Origin of the sequence: Pseudomonas sp. SG20056 (assembly GCF_031764535.1) — a bacterium.
In the GTDB taxonomy this organism is placed as follows: domain Bacteria; phylum Pseudomonadota; class Gammaproteobacteria; order Pseudomonadales; family Pseudomonadaceae; genus Aquipseudomonas.
Genome location: NZ_CP134499.1, coordinates 4,370,052 through 4,389,273 on the forward strand (window position 1 = coordinate 4,370,052; position 19,222 = coordinate 4,389,273).

Annotated in this window: 18 protein-coding genes; 6 read left to right on the forward strand and 12 right to left on the reverse strand. The window is 61.5% G+C overall.

What is annotated here, in order from left to right; translation table 11 throughout:
- Positions 1-156: 156 nt before the first annotated feature.
- Positions 157-1,512 (forward strand): 8-oxoguanine deaminase, encoded by a 1,356-nt coding sequence (locus tag RHP75_RS20590; protein ID WP_311089814.1) that lies wholly within the window; start codon positions 157-159, stop codon positions 1,510-1,512.
- 87 nt (positions 1,513-1,599) lie between these two features.
- Here the strand turns inward: RHP75_RS20590 and RHP75_RS20595 are convergent, their stop codons facing one another.
- Complete coding sequence (locus tag RHP75_RS20595; protein WP_311089815.1) at positions 1,600-2,004, reverse strand: hypothetical protein; 405 nt, start codon at positions 2,002-2,004, stop codon at positions 1,600-1,602.
- A 75-nt stretch (positions 2,005-2,079) separates the two neighbouring features.
- Positions 2,080-3,141, reverse strand: a complete 1,062-nt coding sequence (locus RHP75_RS20600; protein ID WP_311089816.1) for a hypothetical protein — start codon at positions 3,139-3,141, stop codon at positions 2,080-2,082.
- 252 nt (positions 3,142-3,393) lie between these two features.
- Here RHP75_RS20600 and RHP75_RS20605 point away from each other — a divergent pair, with 252 nt between their 5' ends.
- Positions 3,394-3,897: a LuxR C-terminal-related transcriptional regulator gene (locus RHP75_RS20605; protein WP_311089817.1), complete on the forward strand. Its 504-nt coding sequence runs from the start codon at positions 3,394-3,396 to the stop codon at positions 3,895-3,897.
- Between the two features lie 60 nt (positions 3,898-3,957).
- Positions 3,958-4,308 (forward strand): hypothetical protein, encoded by a 351-nt coding sequence (locus RHP75_RS20610; RefSeq protein ID WP_311089818.1) that lies wholly within the window; start codon positions 3,958-3,960, stop codon positions 4,306-4,308.
- Positions 4,309-4,329: 21 nt separating this feature from the next.
- Here RHP75_RS20610 and glsB read toward each other — a convergent pair whose 3' ends face one another.
- The 5 genes from glsB to RHP75_RS20635 form a co-directional block, all read right to left on the reverse strand.
- Positions 4,330-5,238 (reverse strand): glutaminase B, encoded by a 909-nt coding sequence (gene glsB / locus RHP75_RS20615; RefSeq protein ID WP_311089819.1) that lies wholly within the window; start codon positions 5,236-5,238, stop codon positions 4,330-4,332.
- Between the two features lie 77 nt (positions 5,239-5,315).
- On the reverse strand, positions 5,316-5,618 hold the full coding sequence (locus tag RHP75_RS20620; RefSeq protein WP_311089820.1) for a DUF3240 family protein: 303 nt from the start codon (positions 5,616-5,618) through the stop codon (positions 5,316-5,318).
- Positions 5,619-6,560, reverse strand: coding sequence for a sodium-dependent bicarbonate transport family permease (locus tag RHP75_RS20625; RefSeq protein ID WP_311089821.1), 942 nt, complete (start codon positions 6,558-6,560; stop codon positions 5,619-5,621).
- A 321-nt stretch (positions 6,561-6,881) separates the two neighbouring features.
- Entirely contained in the window at positions 6,882-8,690 is a 1,809-nt protein-coding gene (gene oadA, locus RHP75_RS20630; RefSeq protein ID WP_311089822.1) for a sodium-extruding oxaloacetate decarboxylase subunit alpha, read from the reverse strand.
- Between the two features lie 16 nt (positions 8,691-8,706).
- The gene (locus RHP75_RS20635) at positions 8,707-10,122 is read right to left on the reverse strand and encodes an acetyl-CoA carboxylase biotin carboxylase subunit (RefSeq protein ID WP_311089823.1); all 1,416 of its coding nucleotides are present in this window, start codon (positions 10,120-10,122) and stop codon (positions 8,707-8,709) included.
- 189 nt (positions 10,123-10,311) lie between these two features.
- On the opposite strand from RHP75_RS20635, the gene RHP75_RS20640 reads away from it, so the two are divergent.
- Entirely contained in the window at positions 10,312-11,292 is a 981-nt protein-coding gene (locus RHP75_RS20640; RefSeq protein ID WP_311089824.1) for a LysR family transcriptional regulator, read from the forward strand.
- On the opposite strand, the gene RHP75_RS20645 is transcribed toward RHP75_RS20640, so the two are convergent.
- Positions 11,258-11,728, reverse strand: a complete 471-nt coding sequence (locus tag RHP75_RS20645; protein ID WP_311089825.1) for a hypothetical protein — start codon at positions 11,726-11,728, stop codon at positions 11,258-11,260. The genes RHP75_RS20640 and RHP75_RS20645 overlap by 35 nt on opposite strands.
- A 331-nt stretch (positions 11,729-12,059) precedes the next feature.
- Between RHP75_RS20645 and RHP75_RS20650 the strand changes: the two genes are divergently transcribed.
- The gene (locus tag RHP75_RS20650) at positions 12,060-14,249 is read left to right on the forward strand and encodes a M14 family zinc carboxypeptidase (RefSeq protein WP_311089826.1); all 2,190 of its coding nucleotides are present in this window, start codon (positions 12,060-12,062) and stop codon (positions 14,247-14,249) included.
- Positions 14,250-14,308: 59 nt separating this feature from the next.
- Here RHP75_RS20650 and RHP75_RS20655 read toward each other — a convergent pair whose 3' ends face one another.
- Positions 14,309-14,536, reverse strand: a complete 228-nt coding sequence (locus RHP75_RS20655) for a PA3496 family putative envelope integrity protein (RefSeq protein ID WP_269379500.1) — start codon at positions 14,534-14,536, stop codon at positions 14,309-14,311.
- Between the two features lie 90 nt (positions 14,537-14,626).
- The gene (gene hexR, locus RHP75_RS20660) at positions 14,627-15,493 is read right to left on the reverse strand and encodes a transcriptional regulator HexR (RefSeq protein ID WP_311089827.1); all 867 of its coding nucleotides are present in this window, start codon (positions 15,491-15,493) and stop codon (positions 14,627-14,629) included.
- 111 nt (positions 15,494-15,604) lie between these two features.
- Between hexR and zwf the strand changes: the two genes are divergently transcribed.
- Positions 15,605-17,092, forward strand: a complete 1,488-nt coding sequence (gene zwf, locus RHP75_RS20665; protein ID WP_311089828.1) for a glucose-6-phosphate dehydrogenase — start codon at positions 15,605-15,607, stop codon at positions 17,090-17,092.
- 3 nt (positions 17,093-17,095) lie between these two features.
- On the opposite strand, the gene RHP75_RS20670 is transcribed toward zwf, so the two are convergent.
- Positions 17,096-17,770 (reverse strand): hypothetical protein, encoded by a 675-nt coding sequence (locus tag RHP75_RS20670; RefSeq protein WP_170049789.1) that lies wholly within the window; start codon positions 17,768-17,770, stop codon positions 17,096-17,098.
- A 149-nt stretch (positions 17,771-17,919) separates the two neighbouring features.
- Positions 17,920-19,188 (reverse strand): MFS transporter, encoded by a 1,269-nt coding sequence (locus RHP75_RS20675; RefSeq protein ID WP_311089829.1) that lies wholly within the window; start codon positions 19,186-19,188, stop codon positions 17,920-17,922.
- Positions 19,189-19,222: the final 34 nt, after the last annotated feature.

The following is a 19,222-nucleotide window of genomic DNA, read 5'->3' on the forward strand; positions in this document are numbered from 1 at the left end:
GGTCAGAAATTCTGTTCTGCAGTCTTGCCGCTGGCAGATTACGGCGTTATCTTCTGCGCCACGCCCGGCCACCTGCGCCGGCCGCGCACCTGGATCAGCAGACAGGGTAAACACTGAGCTGGCTAACCTGAACCCTACTTCAGAGGAGCCAACTCAATGGCTGCTACACGTATCTGGATCAAGAACCCCCTCGCCATCTTCACCGCCAATACCCTCGACGCCGCCGGCGGCCTGGTGATTGAAGACGGTGTAATCGTCGAGCTGCTCAAGGCCGGCCAACAGCCAGCCCAGCCGTGCAACCGCACCTTCGATGCCCGTGAGCATGTGGTGCTGCCGGGCTTGATCAACACCCACCACCACTTCTATCAGACCCTCACCCGCGCCTGGGGCCCGGTAGTCAATCAGCCGTTGTTCCCCTGGCTGAAAACCCTCTACCCGGTGTGGGCCCGCCTGACCCCCGAGAAACTCGCCCTGGCCAGTAAAGTGGCCCTGGCCGAACTGTTGCTGTCTGGTTGCAGCACTGCGGCAGATCACCATTACCTGTTCCCGGGTGGCCTGGAAAACGCCATCGACGTGCAGGTCGAAGCCGTGCGCGAACTGGGCATGCGCGCCATGCTCACCCGTGGCTCGATGAGCCTGGGCGAAGCCGATGGCGGCCTGCCGCCGCAGCAGACGGTGCAGGAGGGTGAAGTGATCCTGGCCGACAGCCAACGCCTGATCCACGACTACCACCAGCGCGGCGACGGCGCGCAGATCCAGATCGCCCTCGCGCCCTGCTCACCGTTCTCGGTGACCCAGGAAATCATGCGCCAGAGCGCCGAGCTGGCTGAAGAGCTGGACGTACGCCTGCACACCCACCTGGCGGAAACCCTCGACGAAGAAGATTTCTGCCTGCAACGCTTCGGCCTGCGCACCGTGGATTACCTGGACAGCGTCGGCTGGCTCAGCTCGCGCACCTGGCTGGCCCACGGCATCCACTTCAACCCGGATGAAATCGCCCGCCTGGGTGCAGCCGGCACCGGCATCTGTCATTGCCCAAGCTCGAACATGCGCCTGGCTTCGGGCATCTGCCCGACCCTCGACCTGGAAGCCGCCGGCGCACCAATCGGCATCGGTGTAGATGGCTCGGCCTCCAACGACGGCTCGAACATGATCCTCGAAGCGCGCCAAGCCCTGTATATCCAGCGCCTGCGTTACGGCGCCGAAAAAATTACCCCGGAGCTGGTACTGGGCTGGGCCAGCAAAGGCTCGGCCAAACTCCTCGGCCGCACGGATATCGGCGAACTGGCCGTGGGCAAGCAGGCCGACCTGGCCTTCTTCAAACTGGACGAGCTGCGCTTCTCCGGCAGCCACGACCCGATTTCCGCGCTGCTGCTGTGCGGCGCCGACAAGGCCGACCGGATGATGATCGGTGGCCAGTGGCGAGTGATCGACGGCCAGATCGAAGGCCTCGACGTGGCCAAGCTGATCGCCGATCACCGTCAGGCGGCCAAGGAGCTGATTGCTGGCTAAAACGCCGACTATTCCAGCGTATTGTCAGGTGACAAACACCAGGCAAAAAAAGACCGGCCCCAGGGCCGGTCTTTTTTATCGCGCAGATCAGTGCCACATGCCCTTGATCTGACTCAGCGTCAGACCGTTGATCAGGCAGTGGTTGGGGTTACCACGCAGTGGGTCCTTGACCACATGGCCACCGAAGTTGATCACGGTGGTGGTGTTGCCGCTCATATAAGCGCCCCAGACTCGAGTGGTATCCGTGGCTACCAGGGCGGCAGCCGTCTGGCTGCCGCTGCTGGCACAAAGGGCGGAGACCTGACGCAACCGGCCATTACTGTCCTGGTCTTCCTTGTCGTAGTTAGCGTTCGTGTTGGCGGCGCCGCCGCGCACGATCAGCACGCCCTTAGCAACGTCTTCGGCCTGCGCTGGCGATACGCTGCCCGCGCACAGCGCGGCAAGCAGGATGCAGGCGGCAAGATTTTTGTGGCTATCGAGAAATTTTTGCATGGTTGCAGCCCTCCATGGGCTAAGCGATTCGATTGATGCTGGAGCCTGAACGTCTGCCCCGGCTCCGAGCCGATGTCACATGGCGATATCGTTGGCGTGAGTCTGGCCCGGCCAGACACCGGTCATCTCGATCTCGCGCTGGCCGGTCAGCCACTGGCCAAGCGGGTTCGGCCACTTGAAGCTGTACTTGTCGCTGTTGATCACACCCTTAAAGCTGATATCGGCGACGATGTTGGTGGCGTTCAGCGGGATATTGCCGACGGTCTTGGACAGGCCACCGCTCAACGAGAACGACTGGTGCTGCGGCCCCTGCGGGGTGTCGTAGCTCAGCTTGATATCAGTGATGTAGGTGCAGCCCGGTTTGTTGTTGAACAGTATCTGCAGCGAACCCAGGCGGGTAATCCAGTTGGGGATCAGCAGATTGCCGTCGTAGGAGGCGAAGGTGTAGGCAATTGGCACCGAGCCGTTGGGCAGGCTGTTCGGGTTGATCGGCCAAAGGTGCTGGTCGACCTGCTTGCTCTCCTTGGAGGAGACAAACGAGCCCTTGCCGTTGGCCCCGGCCAGCATGTCCTGCACCGCACCGACCGAGCCGGAGATGGAGAAAGACGAACTGTTGTCCTGGGAGCCGATATTCAGGCCGCTGTTGGCATAGATCACGCTGGTGACTACGCCAAAGCCCTGGGCGATATTGCCGCTGCTGCCCATGCTCACCGAGGCAGCCTGCTGCGCCATCCAGTTCAGGGTTTCCGGCTTGCTCAGCACGGTGAGGTCACTGATAAAGCTCTCGCTGGAAATACCGAACTCCGAAGCCATCGAACCGACATTGGCGAAGTCCCAGGTGATTTCCGTACCCGCAGTGATCTTGGTGCCGGTCTCCGGGTCAGTGGCCGAACCATCCAGGTTGATGTTGGCCTGGCTGCGTTTGACGTTGCTGGAGGACAGCTTCCACTGGTTGGGCACACCACGACTGCTGATGGCGATACCCGGCGTGGCTTCCTGCACCAGGGTGAAGTCCCCGCTATCCGGAGAAACAATGCCCACGGCGCCAACCTTGAACTTGGGATCAAGGGTCCAGTTGCCCCAATAAGCCGGACGGCCAGCGCGGATAAGATCGGTAAACGTACGATTCCAATTCATGACTGTAATCCTTGCAGTTATCTAAATGGAGTGCGCCGCAACTCATGTCGTGGCGCGTACGCCGAATAAGGCAACTCACGTTCAGCCCTGGCGAGCCCCATTGAGTTAGTCGACGAATAAATCCTGGCGACTATGCGAATAACTGTGTATTGGGCAAATTCGGTATATCTGGGGAAGTATTTCCATCTCGGTTTATGACGAGTCGAGTTTTAACTTTCGATCCTCTCTGCCATGCCAGAAAGGATTCGCAGTGTGCTTACACCACGGGAGCTACAGACCCTTTCTCTTATCGCCCGTGGCTGCACGGACCGGGATATATCTGCACTGCTGTGCGTCTCCCTGAGTACGGCCAGAAAACATCGAGAACATTTACACAGCAAACTTGCACTGAACAAATCCACACAACTGGTTATTTATTATTTAGAAACTTTCCCCGCACCCGAACCGATTAATAACGCACAACCAAAGAACGCTAAGTTGAGTGAGCGAGAAGTGCAGGTAGTGCAGTTATTTGCCTTGGGTTTGAGCGATAAGGAAGTTGCCCGCAGACTTGGCATCAGCGACCTGACCGTGCGTAAACACCGCAGCAATATGCAGGGCAAGCTGGCCGCTTCAAATATCTGCGGATTGCTCTATAAGGCGGTGGCAAGCGGTTGGCTGGCGTTGCCACTGAAAGCACCAGCGACAGCGGAAAACGCAGCTGATCGGGCAACCCCCGCAACGGTTGGACAAGGCCACGGGCGGCTGCTTAGTTGATTATTCGGGTCGCCAGTGAACGGGGCGGCCCAGACCCGCCTCCCTGCCTGGAGCCACAGCATGAACAAACTGCCAACCCTGACTGCCCTGTTAACCGCCAGCGGCATCGCCCATGCCGCCAATCTGCCGGCATTCGAGGTCACCTGCCCGACCGATCTCAGCGTGCGTGCCGAGGCCGGCGGCCCGGTCTACGTCAACGATAAGCCACTCGTTCTGCACAAGCTCAGCGAGCAATTCTTCGAGGCCAAGGGCGAGGGAATAACCCTGTCCATCAGCCTGAATGCCGCAGGCGCGCCGACGGTGTCCTACACCGGCAAACAAGGCGCCAATGGCATCTGTGAAAAAACCGAGCAAGCACTGCAGGAAGAGACACCAGCGCCTGACGAATCAGCCGAGCCAATGGCCGATTGATCAGATGTAGTCGCAGGCTCGTCAGAACACCGACCAGCCAATCCGCTCGCTGAGCAGCTCCAGGGCCTTGATTCCGGCCAGGGAGTTACCGGCAGCGTTCAGCTCCGGCGACCACACGCACACGCTGAAACGCCCTGGCACCACGGCGACGATGCCGCCACCGACGCCGCTCTTGCCCGGCAGGCCGACGCGGTAGGCGAAGTTGCCCGCCTCGTCATACAGGCCGCTGGTGGCCATGATCGCGTTGACCTGCTTGCTCTGCCGCGCACTGAGAATCTGCTGGCCGCTGTGCTTGCAAAAGCCGTCGTTGGCCAGAAAGCAAAAGGCCCGCGCCAAGTCGACGCAGCTCATGCGCAGCGCGCAGTAGCTGAAGTAGCTGCGCAGCACCGCCTCGACATCATTGTGAAAATTGCCGAAGGACTGCATCAGATAAGCCGCCGCCGCATTGCGCGCGCGGTGCTGGTATTCCGACTCAGCCACGTGCCGATCCACTACCACCTCGGGATTGCCGGCCAAACGCCGCACAAAGTCGCGCATCGACAGCACCGGCGCGGCAAAGCGCGACTGATTGATGTCGCAGATCACCAGAGCGCCGGCATTGATAAACGGGTTACGCGGCTTGCCCCGCTCGAACTCCAGCTGCACCAGCGAATTGAACGGCTGCCCGGACGGCTCATGACCCAGGCGTTGCCAGATATCCTCACCGGAATGCTCAATCGCCTGCACCAGGCTGAACACCTTGGAAATGCTCTGCACCGAGAACGGCGTGTGTGAATCGCCGGCGCAGTACAGCTCACCGTCGTTGCTGTACACCGCAATGCCCAGCTGGTTGGCCGACACACCAGCCAGCGCCGGGATGTAATCGGCCACCTTGCCCTGGCCGATCAGCGGGCGGACTTGATCCAGAATTTCATTCAACAGCGCTTGCATGCTCAGGCTCGCACAAGGTCCGAGCGCGCCTCGGACGATGGCAGATAGACGCTTGCCTGGCGGCGCTGATCACACGCCTAGAACTTTTCCGCGCGCAGCACTTCCACCTGGGCCAGGTAGCAGACCATGGCGTAGTTGGCGTAGTAGCGCGCCTGCAGGTGGCCGGCGATGCGCTCGGCGATATCACGGGTGCAGATGATCTCCACACGGATATTGCCTTCGGTGTCCCAGCCGGCGCTGCGCACGCCACGGCCACCCCGGCCACGGGCGTCGGAGATGGTCCAGCCCGGCGCGCCGAGCTGTTCCAGGTCAGCCACCAGCTTTTTCTCCAGCGCGGCTTCGCAGATCACGGTGAGCAGGGTGCGGGTATGCGCGTCCATCTAGAGCCCCCAGGCCATCAGCTGTTCGGCCAGCATCAGGTACAACGGGATGCCGACGATGATATTGAAGGGAAAAGTGATACCCAACGACGCCGTCAGCGACAGCGACGGGTTGGCCTCGGGCAAGGCCAGACGCAAAGCCGCCGGCACCGCGATATAGGACGCAGATGCCGCCAGCGTAGCCAGCACCGCTGTACCGCCGAGACTCAGGCCCATAAAACGACCGAGCAGTGCGCCGATCAACGCACCGAACAACGGCATCAGCAAGGCAAAACCTAGCAGGCGCAGACCGAACTGCCTGAGCGCGCCGAGCTGACCGGAGGCAATCAGGCCCATCTCCAGCAGGAACAGCGCCAGCACCGGTTTGAACATGCTGGTGTAGAACGGCTCCAGCGGCTTGATTGCCTCTTTGCCGGCAATCGCACCGATGATCAGGCCACCGAGCAGCAGCATGATGCTCTTGCCGAGAAAAATCTCCCGGCCCAGCTCGCCCCAGTCGGTGTCGCGGGCAATGCCCTTGGCCAGCAGGATGCCGACCAGAATCGCCGGAATCTCCAGGATGGCGACAAACAGCGGCATATAGCTTTCGAACTCGATGCCTTTGGCCAGCATGTAGGCCACCACCACGGCGAACGTACCGGCGCTGACCGAGCCATAGTGCGCCGCCACTGCCGCCGCGTTGACTCGGTCGAAACCCAGACCGCGCAGCACCGCAAAAGCCAGCAGCGGCAGCGCCACACCCAGGCCCAGCACCCAGGCCGCCTGGCCGAGCAACTGCCCGCTGGCCTGCTCGGCCAGTTCCACACCGCCGTGCAGACCAATCGCCAGCAACAGAATGATCGACAGCGTTTCATACAGTGCGGGCGGCAGCTTCAGCTCGCTTTTCAGCAGACCGGCCAACAGGCCGAAGACAAAGAACAGCACCACCGGATCCAGGCTCACCGCGCATTGCTCCCGTATTGAACTGCCATTAAGACGCCTGCTGCGTCACCACCTGCTCGAATAAAAGGTCATGCCCCCACCACGCGTTGTGCTGATACCCGCAGTTTTGCCCAGTCTCCTGCTGAGAACAGCAGAACCCTGCACAGCGGGGCATAACCGAAAAAAAGGAGCCGTGCGGCTCCCAGGGGACTCAGGCAACAAGTACCTACGCACTTGGCCCAAAACCCTTGCCGGCGCAGCAAATGAGCCACGCCGGCGGTGTAAAAAGAAGCCCCAAAAAAGCCATTCAAATGCCTGTTCAAACAGCCGGGGCTTCCGAGGTTAACCTTCGATTTCCACCAGTACGTCACCCGGATTGACCCGGTCGCCCTTGGCCACATGCACCGCCTTCACGGTGCCGGCAATCGGCGCCTGCACTTCGGTTTCCATCTTCATCGCTTCGCTGATCAGCACCGCCTGACCGGCCTTGACCGTGTCACCGACCTTGACCAGCACATCGACGATATTGCCCGGCATGCTGGTGCTGACATCACCCGGCGCGCTGGCTTGCTTGCGCTTGCCGCTGGCACCCGCGACGAAATCATTCAGCGGTTCAAACACCACTTCTTCCGGCATGCCGTCGATGGACAGGTAGAAGTGGCGCTTGCCGTCGCTCTTCACACCAACGCCGGTGATGTCGACGCGGTAGCTTTCACCGTGCACGTCCACCACGAACTCGGTCGGCACGCCTTCGCCACCGGCCGGGGCCACGCCGCCGGCCTCGGGAATCGGCAGCAGTACTTCCGGAGTCAGGGTGCCGGCGGCACGTTCTTCAAGGAACTTGCGCCCGATATCCGGGAACATGGCGTAGGTCAGCACGTCTTCTTCAGACTTGGCCAGGGCACCAATTTCTTCACGCAGCTTGGCCATTTCCGGCTTGAGCAGATCGGCCGGACGCACTTCGATCACGTCTTCGCTGCCAATCGCCTGCTTGCGCAGCTGCTCGTTTACCTTGCCCGGTGCCAGGCCATAACGGCCCTGCAGGTACAACTTCACCTCGTTGGTGATGGTCTTGTAACGCTCGCCGGCGAGCACGTTGAACACCGCCTGGGTGCCAACGATCTGCGAGGTCGGCGTCACCAGCGGCGGGAAGCCAAGGTCTTCGCGCACCCGTGGGATTTCCGCGAACACTTCGTTGATACGGCTCAGCGCGCCCTGCTCTTTGAGCTGGTTAGCCAGGTTGGACATCATCCCGCCCGGCACCTGGTTGACCTGCACGCGGGTGTCCACGGCGGTGAATTCGCTTTCAAACTGGTGGTACTTCTTGCGCACGGCATGGAAGTACAGGCCGATCTCCTGGATCAGCGCCAGGTCCAGTCCAGTGTCGTAGGGGCTGCCCTTGAGCGCCGCGACCATCGACTCGGTGCCGGGATGACTGGTGCCCCAGGCGAAGCTGGAAATCGCCGTGTCGATATGGTCGGCACCGGCTTCGATAGCCTTGAGCTGGCACATCGAGCCCATGCCGGCAGTGTCGTGGCTATGGATAAACACCGGCAGGTCGACGTCCGCTTTCAACGCCCGCACCAGATCGGCGGTGGCATAAGGCGTCAGCAAACCGGCCATGTCTTTGATCGCGATGGAGTCGATGCCCATGGCCTGCATAGCCTTGGCCTGCTTAACGAACGCTTCGACGGTGTGCACCGGGCTGGTGGTGTAGGCGATGGTGCCCTGGGCGTGCTTGCCTGCGGCCTTCACCGCCTCAATGGACACACGCAGGTTACGCACATCGTTCATCGCATCAAAGATGCGGAACACGTCGATGCCATTGACCGCTGCCTTGGCCACGAAAGCGCGGACCACGTCGTCGCTGTAGTGGCGATAACCGAGCAGGTTCTGCCCGCGCAACAGCATCTGCAGACGGGTGTTGGGCAAGCCGGCCTTGAGCTTGCGCAGACGCTCCCACGGGTCTTCCTTGAGGAAGCGCACACAGGCATCGAAGGTCGCGCCGCCCCAGACCTCCAGCGACCAGTAGCCAACCTGATCAAGCTTGGCGCAGATCGGCAGCATGTCGTCCAGGCGCATACGCGTGGCGATGATCGACTGGTGGGCATCACGCAGGATGGTATCGGTGACGGTAATTTTTTTACTCATGATCTGATTCCTTCCCCTACAGGCCGGCGTGGGCAGCAATGGCGGTGGCAATGGCGATGGCCAGGTGCGACGGGTTGCGCTTGATCGAGTACTCGGTCAGCTCCGGGTGCGCCTCGACGAAACTGGTGTTGAACTGACCGCTGCGAAATTCCGGGTTGCGCAGGATTTCCTGATAGTAGGCGGCGGTGGTCTTCACCCCTTGCACGCGCATGTCATCCAGGGCACGCAGGCCACGGGCCAAAGCCTCTTCCCAGGTCAGCGCCCAGACGATCAGCTTCAGGCACATGGAGTCGTAATAGGGCGGAATGGTGTAACCGGTGTAGATCGCCGTGTCGGTGCGCACGCCGGGGCCGCCGGGCGCGTAGTAGCGGGTGATCTTGCCGAACGAGGGCAGGAAATTGTTCTTCGGGTCTTCGGCGTTGATGCGGAACTGCAGGGCAAAACCGCGGTGGATGATGTCGTCCTGCTTGATCGACAGCTCCAGGCCCGAGGCAATACGAATCTGCTCGCGGACGATATCGATGCCGGTGATTTCTTCGGTGATGGTGTGCTCCACCTGCACCCGGGTGTTCATCTCCATGAAGTACACCTCGCCCTCGGCGAGCAGGAACTCCACGGTGCCGGCGTTCTCGTAGCCCACGGCTTTAGCCGCACGCACGGCCAGGTCGCCGATGTAAGCACGCTGCTCGGGGGTCAGCTGCGGGCTGGGGGCGATTTCGATCAGCTTCTGGTTACGCCGCTGGATCGAGCAATCGCGCTCATACAGGTGCACCACATTGCCGAAGCTGTCGCCGAGGATCTGCGCCTCGATATGTTTGGGGTTGACGATGCATTTTTCCAGGAACACCTCGGCGCGCCCGAAGGCCTTGGTCGCCTCGGAGATCACCCGCGGGAACGCCTGCTCCAGTTCCTCACGGCTGTTGCAGCGACGAATACCGCGACCGCCGCCACCGGAAGTGGCCTTGAGCATCACCGGGTAACCGATACGGTCGCCCTCGTTCAGCGCCTCGGTGATATCCGCCACGTTGCCTTCGGTGCCTGGGGTGACCGGCACGCCAGCCTTGATCATGCTACGCCGCGCTTCGGTCTTGTCGCCCATGCGGCGGATCACTTCCGCACTCGGGCCGATAAACTTGATCCCACGTTCAGCGCAGATGTCCGCCAGTTCAGCGTTTTCCGAGAGAAAGCCATAACCGGGGTGCAGCGCATCACAGCCGGTTTCCACCGCCAGATTGACCAGCTTGCGCGGGTTCAGATAACCGGCCAGCGGCTCTTCACCGATGCTGTGGGCCTCGTCCGCACGCTTGACGTGCAAGGCATGGCGGTCGGCATCGGCATACACCGCCACCGAGCGGATGCCCATTTCGGCGCAGGCTCGCACGATGCGTACGGCGATCTCACCGCGGTTGGCTATCAGAATTTTCTTGATCACGAGCCAGCATCCTCGATCACGTGAACAGGCAACCGACAAAAACGGTCGACGTATGACCGCAGCAGCAAAAGCGGTCAGGCACTCACGCTACGCCGGCTTGGTGATTAACCAAAATCAATATTTATTGGGTTAGCCATTAGCTAAAGCTTATAGTTGAGCCTGATCGACTCCATTACACAGGTGCTAATCGTGCGTAAGTCTTTGTTGCGTATGACTTTTCGTCAAATTCAGGTGTTTCGCTCGGTGTGCAGCCATCTCTCCTACAGCCGCGCCGCAGAAGAAATGGCCCTGACCCAGCCGGCGGTCAGCCTGCAGATTCGTCAGCTGGAGGAGCTGATCGGCCAACCGCTGTTCGACTATGTCGGCAAAAAACTCTACCTGACCGAGGCTGCTGAAGCGCTGCAACGCGCCAGCGCGGATATTTTTGGCCGCCTGGAGAGCCTCGACATGCAGCTGGCCGACCTGCAAGGCTCGCTGCAGGGACAACTGAGTTTGGCCATCGAATCCAGCGCCAAGTACTTCGTTCCACACCTATTCGCCGCTTTTCGCCAGCACTACCCGGAAGTCAACTTACAGCTGGTGGTCACCAATCACACCCAGGCGCTCAAGCGCCTGAACGCCAACCGCGATGACCTGCTGATCATGTCGCGGGTGCCGACGGACATGAATCTGGAGTTTCTACCCTTCCTTAATAACCCGATCATCGCCGTGGCACCGCCCGATCACCCGCTGTGCACGCAGGGGCCGCTGAGCCTGCAGGACCTCACCGCCTTTCCGCTGCTGATCCGCGAAGCCGGCTCCGGCACACGCCAGGCCTGCGAGGAGTATTGCCATCAGAAACGTGCGCACTTCGCCCAGACGCTGGAAGTCGGCTCCATGGAAGGCCAGTGCGAAGGGGTCATCGCCGGCCTTGGCCTGGCTCTGCTACCACGCCACGCGGTGCGCCGCGAGCTGGAATGCGGCGCCTTGCGCGAACTGCCTGTGACCGAGCTGCCACTGCTGCGTAGCTGGTGCCTGGTGCACCCGCGCAGCAAATATCTGTCACCGGTGGCCCAGGCGTTTTTCGCCTTCGTGCGCGATCAGCGCAGCCTGATCAATGCCCTGGCTGAACGGTTTGCCGAGCCTATCGGCGACGCTACTCCCAGGCATATAACCAACCCACCGCACTGACTCGCCCTCCGCTGAAGGCCACCAGCAGCTGATCATGCTGGCCGCGCCAGTGGTAGCTCCAGAGCAGCGGCCCTGGGCTGCCCTGCCATTCGGTGCGGCGCTGCCAGTCGGCGTAGTCCGCTTGATCGACCGTGACCTTGGCATCAGGCTCGCCCAGCAGCGCCAGCACTGTCGACGTATCGCTGCGCGCAGTCAGCACCTCTGCGGCCAGCCCCTGCATCAGCTGATGCTTGCGCCCCTGCCAGGCATCCAGATCCTGGCGCCACTCGCCACCAGCAAAATGCCCCTTGGCCTGCCGCAGCTGCGTCCACTCGGCCGCCATCGTGCGCCCCTCATCAGCGCTCTCCTGCTGCTCGGCTCCGCCTGAAGCACAGCCCAAGGCCAACCCGAGGGTCAGCAGCAACATGCCGATCCGCAATCCATTGATTCCTTGCATAAATCCCTCCTTGCACGGTTGCCATACATAGCCAGTAGCCATCATTTAAGTCGGCATCGTGTCGGCTATATGCCGTGAAAATGCGAAAAACGACAGCGATCTACGAAGAAATTGACAGGCACTAAAGTGCCTTCTAATTTCCTTTGCACTCTTGTACCAGATCGGCCTGCCTCTCATAACAAGATGTTCGGAGGCATGCAGTAGCGCCAACGCATTCGGCATCAAGAGCTTCCACTGCCAAACATCCCGCGCCCTCCACAAGGGGGCAAAAAGCACACCGTTTCCTTACCAGGGGCGGATAAACAATAAGTAAAGGATAGGAATCTCAAGAATGAGAAAGCGGAAGTTAACCCTCGCCATCAGTGCCAGCATCACCGCGCTCTGCATGCTCAACACGGTTCAGGCACACGCCCACCCCCAAGAAGACTTTATGCTGCTGGAGCAGGAAAAAGCCGCCAACCAGGTGTACAAGGCGTTTTTCCCCAACGAAGACATCGCCCGCAAAGCGGCCATCAGCTTCCACGGTCAACTGCTTGAATCGCACTATAAACAGGGCTACCTGATCATGGAGCTGACCGAAGAAGAACAGGAGAAACTCGCGGCCTTCGGTTTTACCTTCGCACCGGCCAACGAGTTTATTGCCAAGCGCAATGAAGTCCTCACGCTGATCCAGAATCGCCTGCAACAGCGCAGCCTGAAAAGCGCCACGGCGATGAGCGACGCAAGCCTGGCCAGCATCCCCGGCTACGCCTGCTATGAAACCCTGGAAAGCACCTACAGTGTGGCCAGCGGCATGGCCAGCCAGTTTCCCGGCATCGCCGAATGGCTGCTGGTTGGCCAGTCCTGGGAAAAACTCAACGGCCAGGGTGGACACGACATCGGTGTGCTCAAGCTGACCAACAAATCCATTACCGGCAATAAGCCCAAGCTGTTTATCAACAGCGCCATCCATGCCCGCGAATACACAACCGCACCGCTGGTGCTGGATTTCGCCCGCTGGCTGGTCAACGGCTACGGCACCGATGCCGACGCCACCTGGATTCTCGATCACCACGAAGTCCATCTGATGCTGCAGACCAACCCGGACGGTCGCAAGAAAGCCGAAACCGGGCTGTCCTGGCGCAAGAATGCCAACCAGAACTATTGCGGCGCCAACAGCAACAGCCGCGGCGCCGACCTCAACCGCAACTTCACCTTCGGCTGGAACAGCACCAACGGCCAAGGCTCCAGCGGCAATGCCTGCAATGACACCTACCGTGGCCCAAGCGCCGGCTCCGAGCCGGAAATCCAGACTCTGGAAGCTTATGTGCGCAGCCTCTGGCCGGACCGTCGCGGCCCCGGCAAGAATGACGCAGCGCCAAGTGATACTAGCGGCATCCACCTGGATATCCACAGCTACAGCGAACTGGTTCTATGGCCGTGGGGCGATACCAGCCAGGCCGCACCCAACGGCACTGCGCTGCAGACCCTGGGACGCAAATTCGCCCTGTTCAATGGCTATTCGCCACAGCAGTCCATCGGCCTCTACCCGACCGACGGCACCAGTGATGGGGTCAGCTATGGCGAGCTGGGTGTCGCTGCCTACACCTTCGAGTTGGGTACGCAGTTCTTCCAGAGCTGTTCGGTCTACCAGAACACCATCAAACCGAAGAACCTGCCAGCCCTGATCTATGCGGCCAAGGTTGTCCGTACGCCCTATGTCACCCCGGGCGGCCCGGATATCAGCAACCTTGCGCTGAGTGGTAATGCGTCCAGCGGCGTGCCGTCCGGCACTCTGGTTACGCTGAGTGCCACCGCGAGTGACCTGCGCTTCAGCACCCGCAACGGCACCGAGCCGACGCAGAACGTCACCGCCGCCGAGTACTACATCGACAAGGCGCCCTGGGAGTCAGGCGCTCAGGCGATGCCATTGCAACCCCTGGACGGCAGCTTCAACGGCAAGACCGAAGGCCTGACCGGCAGCATCGCCACCACTGGGCTGCAGCCCGGCAAGCACACCGTATATGTCCGCGCGCGGGATGCGTCCGGCACCTGGGGTGCGGTCTCGGCGGCATTTCTGGTGATCGGCACCGGTACGCCGCAGCCAAACTACTGCAGCGCGGCCAGCGGTAATGCCAACGATGAGTGGATCAGCCAGGTCAGCTTCGGCAGCTTTACCCGCAGCTCAGCCGCCAGCACCTACAGCGACTTCACCGAGCCGCGGATCGGCCAGGTGGTGAACCTGCAACGGGGCAGCAACAGCCTGCGCCTGACGCCGCAATTTGCCGGCACGGCGTACAACGAGTACTGGAAGGTCTGGATCGACCTGAACAAGGACGGCGACTTCACCGATGCCGGTGAAGAACTCTTCACTTCGGCACGCGCGCTCAGCACGGTGGTGAACGGCAACCTGGTGATCCCTGCAGGCGCCGCCACCGGGAAAACCCGCCTGCGGGTAGCCATGCGCTACAACACCGCACCCGTGCCGTGTGGCACCTTCAACTACGGTGAAGTGGAGGATTACACCGTCAATATCGAGTAAGGCCTGGCAACCTGGAGCCGTTTTATACGGTTCCAGGTTCGCCTCCAGCCCTCGCGCATTCAGCGCGCCGTCGCTGATGCATCCTTCTTCGACCCCACCTGCAGACTGTGCAGGTAGCTGGTCGCGATCAACTCCGGAAAATCGATCAACTCATGCTGCAGCTGACGCTGCTCGGCATAGCTTTCAATCGCGCGGCGGTATTCCATGCGGCGCTGATCCAACAACTTGCGCCGGGCCTTGGCGTCGCTGCTTTCGTGAGACTGCGGTTTATCCAGATAGCCAGACATAGGGTGCAACTCCCAAGCTGAATAAGGGGAGTACCAGCATCGACCCTGGATATGACGCTTTGATGGCCACGCGATAACGTGGCGATGAAATCAGTCTTCGCTGTTCTTATGCGCCTTAGGCGACAGCCGCAGGCTGCGCAGACTGCGCTTGACGCTCTTGAGATGGTTAACCAGGCCTGGGCCGCGGGCCATCGCCACGCCCATGGCGAGCACGTCGATCACCACCAGGTGAGCGATACGCGAGGTCAGCGGGGTGTAGATTTCGGTGTCTTCCTGCACGTCGATGGCCAGATTGACCGTGGCCAGGTCAGCCAACGGCGTCTGGCTCGGGCACAGAGTGATCAAGGTCGCACCGGTTTCACGCACCAGGTTGGCGGTGATCAGCAAGTCCTTGGAGCGCCCGGACTGGGAGATGCAGATGGCCACGTCGGTAGGCTTCAAGGTCACCGCACTCATCGCCTGCATATGCGGGTCGGAATAGGCGGCGGCCGTGAGCAGCAGGCGGAAGAACTTGTGCTGGGCATCCGCCGCCACCGCGCCGGACGCGCCGAAGCCGTAGAACTCCACGCGCTGGGCATTGGCGATGGCCGCGATGGCCTGCTGCAGGGCCTGGGTGTCGAGCTTCTCGCGCACCTCGATCAGGGTATGCAGGGTGGTGTCGAAGATCTTCAGGCTGAAGTCGGCCACCGAATCGTCTTCATGGATGGCGAACTGGCCGAAGCTGGCGCCGGCGGCCAGGCTCTGCGCCAGTTTCAGCTTGAGGTCCTGAAAACCGGTGCAGCCAATCGCTCGACAGAAACGCACGATGGTCGGCTCGCTGATGCCGACGCTGTGCGCCAGCTCGGCCATGGAGCTGTGCATGACCGACGCCGGGTCGAGCAGAACATGGTCGGCAACCTTGAGTTCCGATTTGCGGAGTAGATGACGCGACTGGGCAATGTGCTGCAACAGGTTCACAGGTTTAGGCTCGGCTTTTGGCTAACGAATCCATCTAGCACGCCGCATCGGAGTCATGACTCGGTTATGATCGGCGTAAGACGGGTTGTAGTGGTCTTGTAGTTATACTACATGGCCGCCGCCCTCGCACGGTTAAACCGAGTCGGAGTTCCCACCTTGAGCATTCCCTGCGACATGCTGGTGTTTGGCGGCACCGGCGACCTGGCCCTGCATAAACTGCTGCCAGCGCTCTATCACCTGCATCGCGCTGGTCGTCTGCATGGTGACACGCGGATTCTCGCCCTGGCCCGTAGCGCCCATAGCCGTACAGCCTTTCAGGCCCTGGCCGAGCGCCATTGCCGTGCTCAAGTGGCGCGTAACGACTTCGACAACGACACCTGGGCCAGCTTCGCCGCACGCCTCGACTACTTCGCCATGGACGCCAGCCAGAGCGCCGATTTCGGCCGCCTGGGCAAGCGCCTGGGGAACGATCCAGAGCGGGTGCGCATTTACTACCTGGCCACCGCGCCGGATCTGTTTGAAGACATCGCCTCGCACCTGAAAATCGCCAGCCTGGCTGGGCCCAAGGCGCGCATCGTGCTGGAAAAGCCGATTGGCCATTCGCTGGAGTCAGCGAAGGCCATCAACGCGGCCATTGGCGCCGTGTTCGATGAGTCGCGGGTGTTCCGCATCGACCACTACCTGGGCAAGGAGACAGTACAGAACCTGATGGCACTGCGCTTTGCCAACGCCCTGTTCGAGCCGATCTGGCGCGCCGGGCATATTGATCACGTGCAGATCAGCGTGTGCGAAACCCTCGGCGTGGAAAACCGTGGTGCCTACTACGAAAAAGCCGGCGCCATGCGCGACATGATCCAGAACCACCTGTTGCAACTGCTCTGCCTGGTGGCCATGGAAGCGCCGGTGCGTTTCGACGCCGAGGCAGTGCGCAACGAGAAGGTGAAAATCCTCGAAGCGCTGAAGCCCATCACCGGCCTCGATGTGCAGGACAAGACCGTGCGCGGCCAGTACACCGCCGGCAAGATCGGCGGCCAGGAAGTGCCGGCCTACTACTTCGAAAAGAACGTCGACAACGACAGCGACACTGAAACCTTTGTCGCCGTGCAGGCCGAGATCGACAACTGGCGCTGGGCCGGCGTGCCGTTCTATCTGCGCACCGGTAAACGCCTGGGGCACAAGACCTCGGAAATCCTCATCCAGTTCAAGCCAGTACCGCACCAGCTGTTCGGCGGCGGCGAAGCCAATCGCCTGCTGATACGCCTGCAACCGGAAGAACGCATCAGCCTGCAATTGATGGGCAAGAGCCCCGGCAAGGGCATGCACCTGCAGCCGGTTGAGCTCGACCTCAACCTGGCTGATGCCTTCCACAAGCAGCGCCGCTGGGACGCCTACGAACGCCTGCTGCTCGACGTGATCGAAGGCGATTCGACGCTGTTTATGCGCCGCGATGAAGTGGAAGCCGCCTGGAACTGGGTCGACCCGATCATCAAGGGCTGGCACCAGCACTACCAGAGCCCGCGCCCCTACCCGGCCGGCAGCGACGGCCCGGAGCAGGCCAGCAATCTGCTGGAACGTCACGAGCGGCAGTGGATGGAATAGCCGCTAGGCCAGCTGTTTTTCAAACAACTCCAGCACCGCCTCCGGCAACTGCTTGCGCAGCCCCTCACCGCTGATCAACAGCAGCAGCGGCAGCAGTTGCCGCAACGTGCTCGGCTGCAAGCCGGCGCACACATCGGCCTGCCGCGCCAGTGACAGGCCGCCGAGCACCTGGGCGGCCACCGGCAGATTGCGATCCAGCACTGCCGCTTCGGTGAGCTTGCACAGATAACCGGTGGAGAAGCTGCGCAGGCTCTCGCTGATCAGCGGCATATCGACGATATGCCGAGCTATCTGCAGCACATGGTCAACATCGTTAATGCCGTAGATCAGCACCTTGATCTGCTTGGCCGACAGGCACTCGGCGTAACGCGCCGCCGTGGCAAAGGCGCCATCGGCGCAAAGCTGGCGCGCTACCTCCAGGTGCAGGCTATCGGGCAGGCTCAGGTAGGTATCGAGAATCAGCCGTGGGTCGAGGTGGGTGGTTACCTCGGCGGCAAACTCGATGGGCATGACCATGATCAGCTCACGCAACTGCCCCGGCGGCATATGCGGCGCCAGCAGCGCGGCCTTCTCCGCTCCCAGTTGCTGCACCAGCCCCAGCTTGACGCTTAACGGGGCCATGGCCTGGGACGCCAACAGCAGGCGCAGGCCGACACTCAGGCTCGCGGGTTTGCGCATACGCACCTCTATTCAATCCGGACAGGCCCGCAGGATTGCCCGCCCGAGGCGCAAAGACAGCCATCTTTGATCCGGTTGCGCACCCTCCGGGCAGGCAGCACCCGGCGCAGGTGGGAATAGACGAAACACCCCGGCGAAAAGCCAGCGACTTATGCCGCGCTGGCCGCCGGCCGTGCGCCACGCCAGAAGTACAGCAGCACGATGGGCAGCGCCAGCAGCCCCAGCACGCCGGCACTGATAAACAGATTGGCAAAACCCAGCTGCTCGGCCAGCCAACCGCTGGTGGCACCCACCAACCCGGCCAATAGCAGCTGCACACTGGCCTGCAGGGTAAAATCCGCGCCCTCATGCTCGGGCCGGCACTGGCGCATCATCACCGCGAACAGCGCCACCGTGGACATGCCATCGGCGGTCTGCTCGAACAACGCCACCAGATAGACCAAGCCGATGCTGCCGCCGGCATTTACTAGCAGAGCCATGGCGGCGATCCCGCATGCCTGCAACAGACCGAACAGCAGCAGCGCCCGTAACGCGCCGATGCGTGCATACAGCAGACCGCCGAGAAACGCGCCGGCGATGCCCGCCAGACTGCTGATCAGGGTCAGCTGGCCCAGCTCGGCATTGCTCCAGCCCTGATCCACCAGCATCGGCTTGATCATCGGCGAACCCAGCGCATCGCCCAGCTTGAAGCTCAGCAGCACCGCCAGCCAGAACAGCATGCCGGACTGCAGCAGCAAGCCACGGTAATGCCGCAGCAACAATCCCGGCCCGGCCGGTTCTGCCTGGGCCGGCTGAAATGGCAACTCGCGCCGCTCGTTAAAGCGCCAGATGGGCAACGTCATCAGCACCAGCAGCCCCGCTACCAGTGCCACACTCAGGTTCCAGCCCAGCGCATCCATCGCCAGCAGCAAACCACTGCCGCTGACCAGCATACCGACCTTGTAACCGCCCACCTGCAAGCTGTTGCCCAGCCCGCGCCAGCGCTCGGGCAGCAGGCGTACGGCCAGGCCATCAGTGGCAATGTCCTGAGTCGAGGCAGCCAGGTTGACCAGCAGTAACAGGCCAATCAGCAAGAAAAAATGACTGTCGAACAACCGCTCGGGACTCATCAGCGCCAGCGTCGCAATCACCGTAATGACGCCAAGCTGCAACGGCAGAATCCAACCGCGGTGATGACCCAAACGCGGCGAAGCCAGCCGATCCACCCACGGCGCCCAGAGCACCTTGAGCAACCAGGGCAAGGCCAACAACTTGAGCAAGCCGATCAGCGCCAGATCAACGCCGTGCTGACGCAGCAACACCGGCAGCGAATGGGCCAGTAACCCCGAGGGCAAGCCCTGGGCGCAATACAGCGAGGCCAGCAGAATCAGCGTGGCATTGGCCGGGCGCGCTGCGGGAGCGGAAGAAGTGGGCTGCATGGCGCATCCTGCAAATCAGCGAAAGCGCGACAGT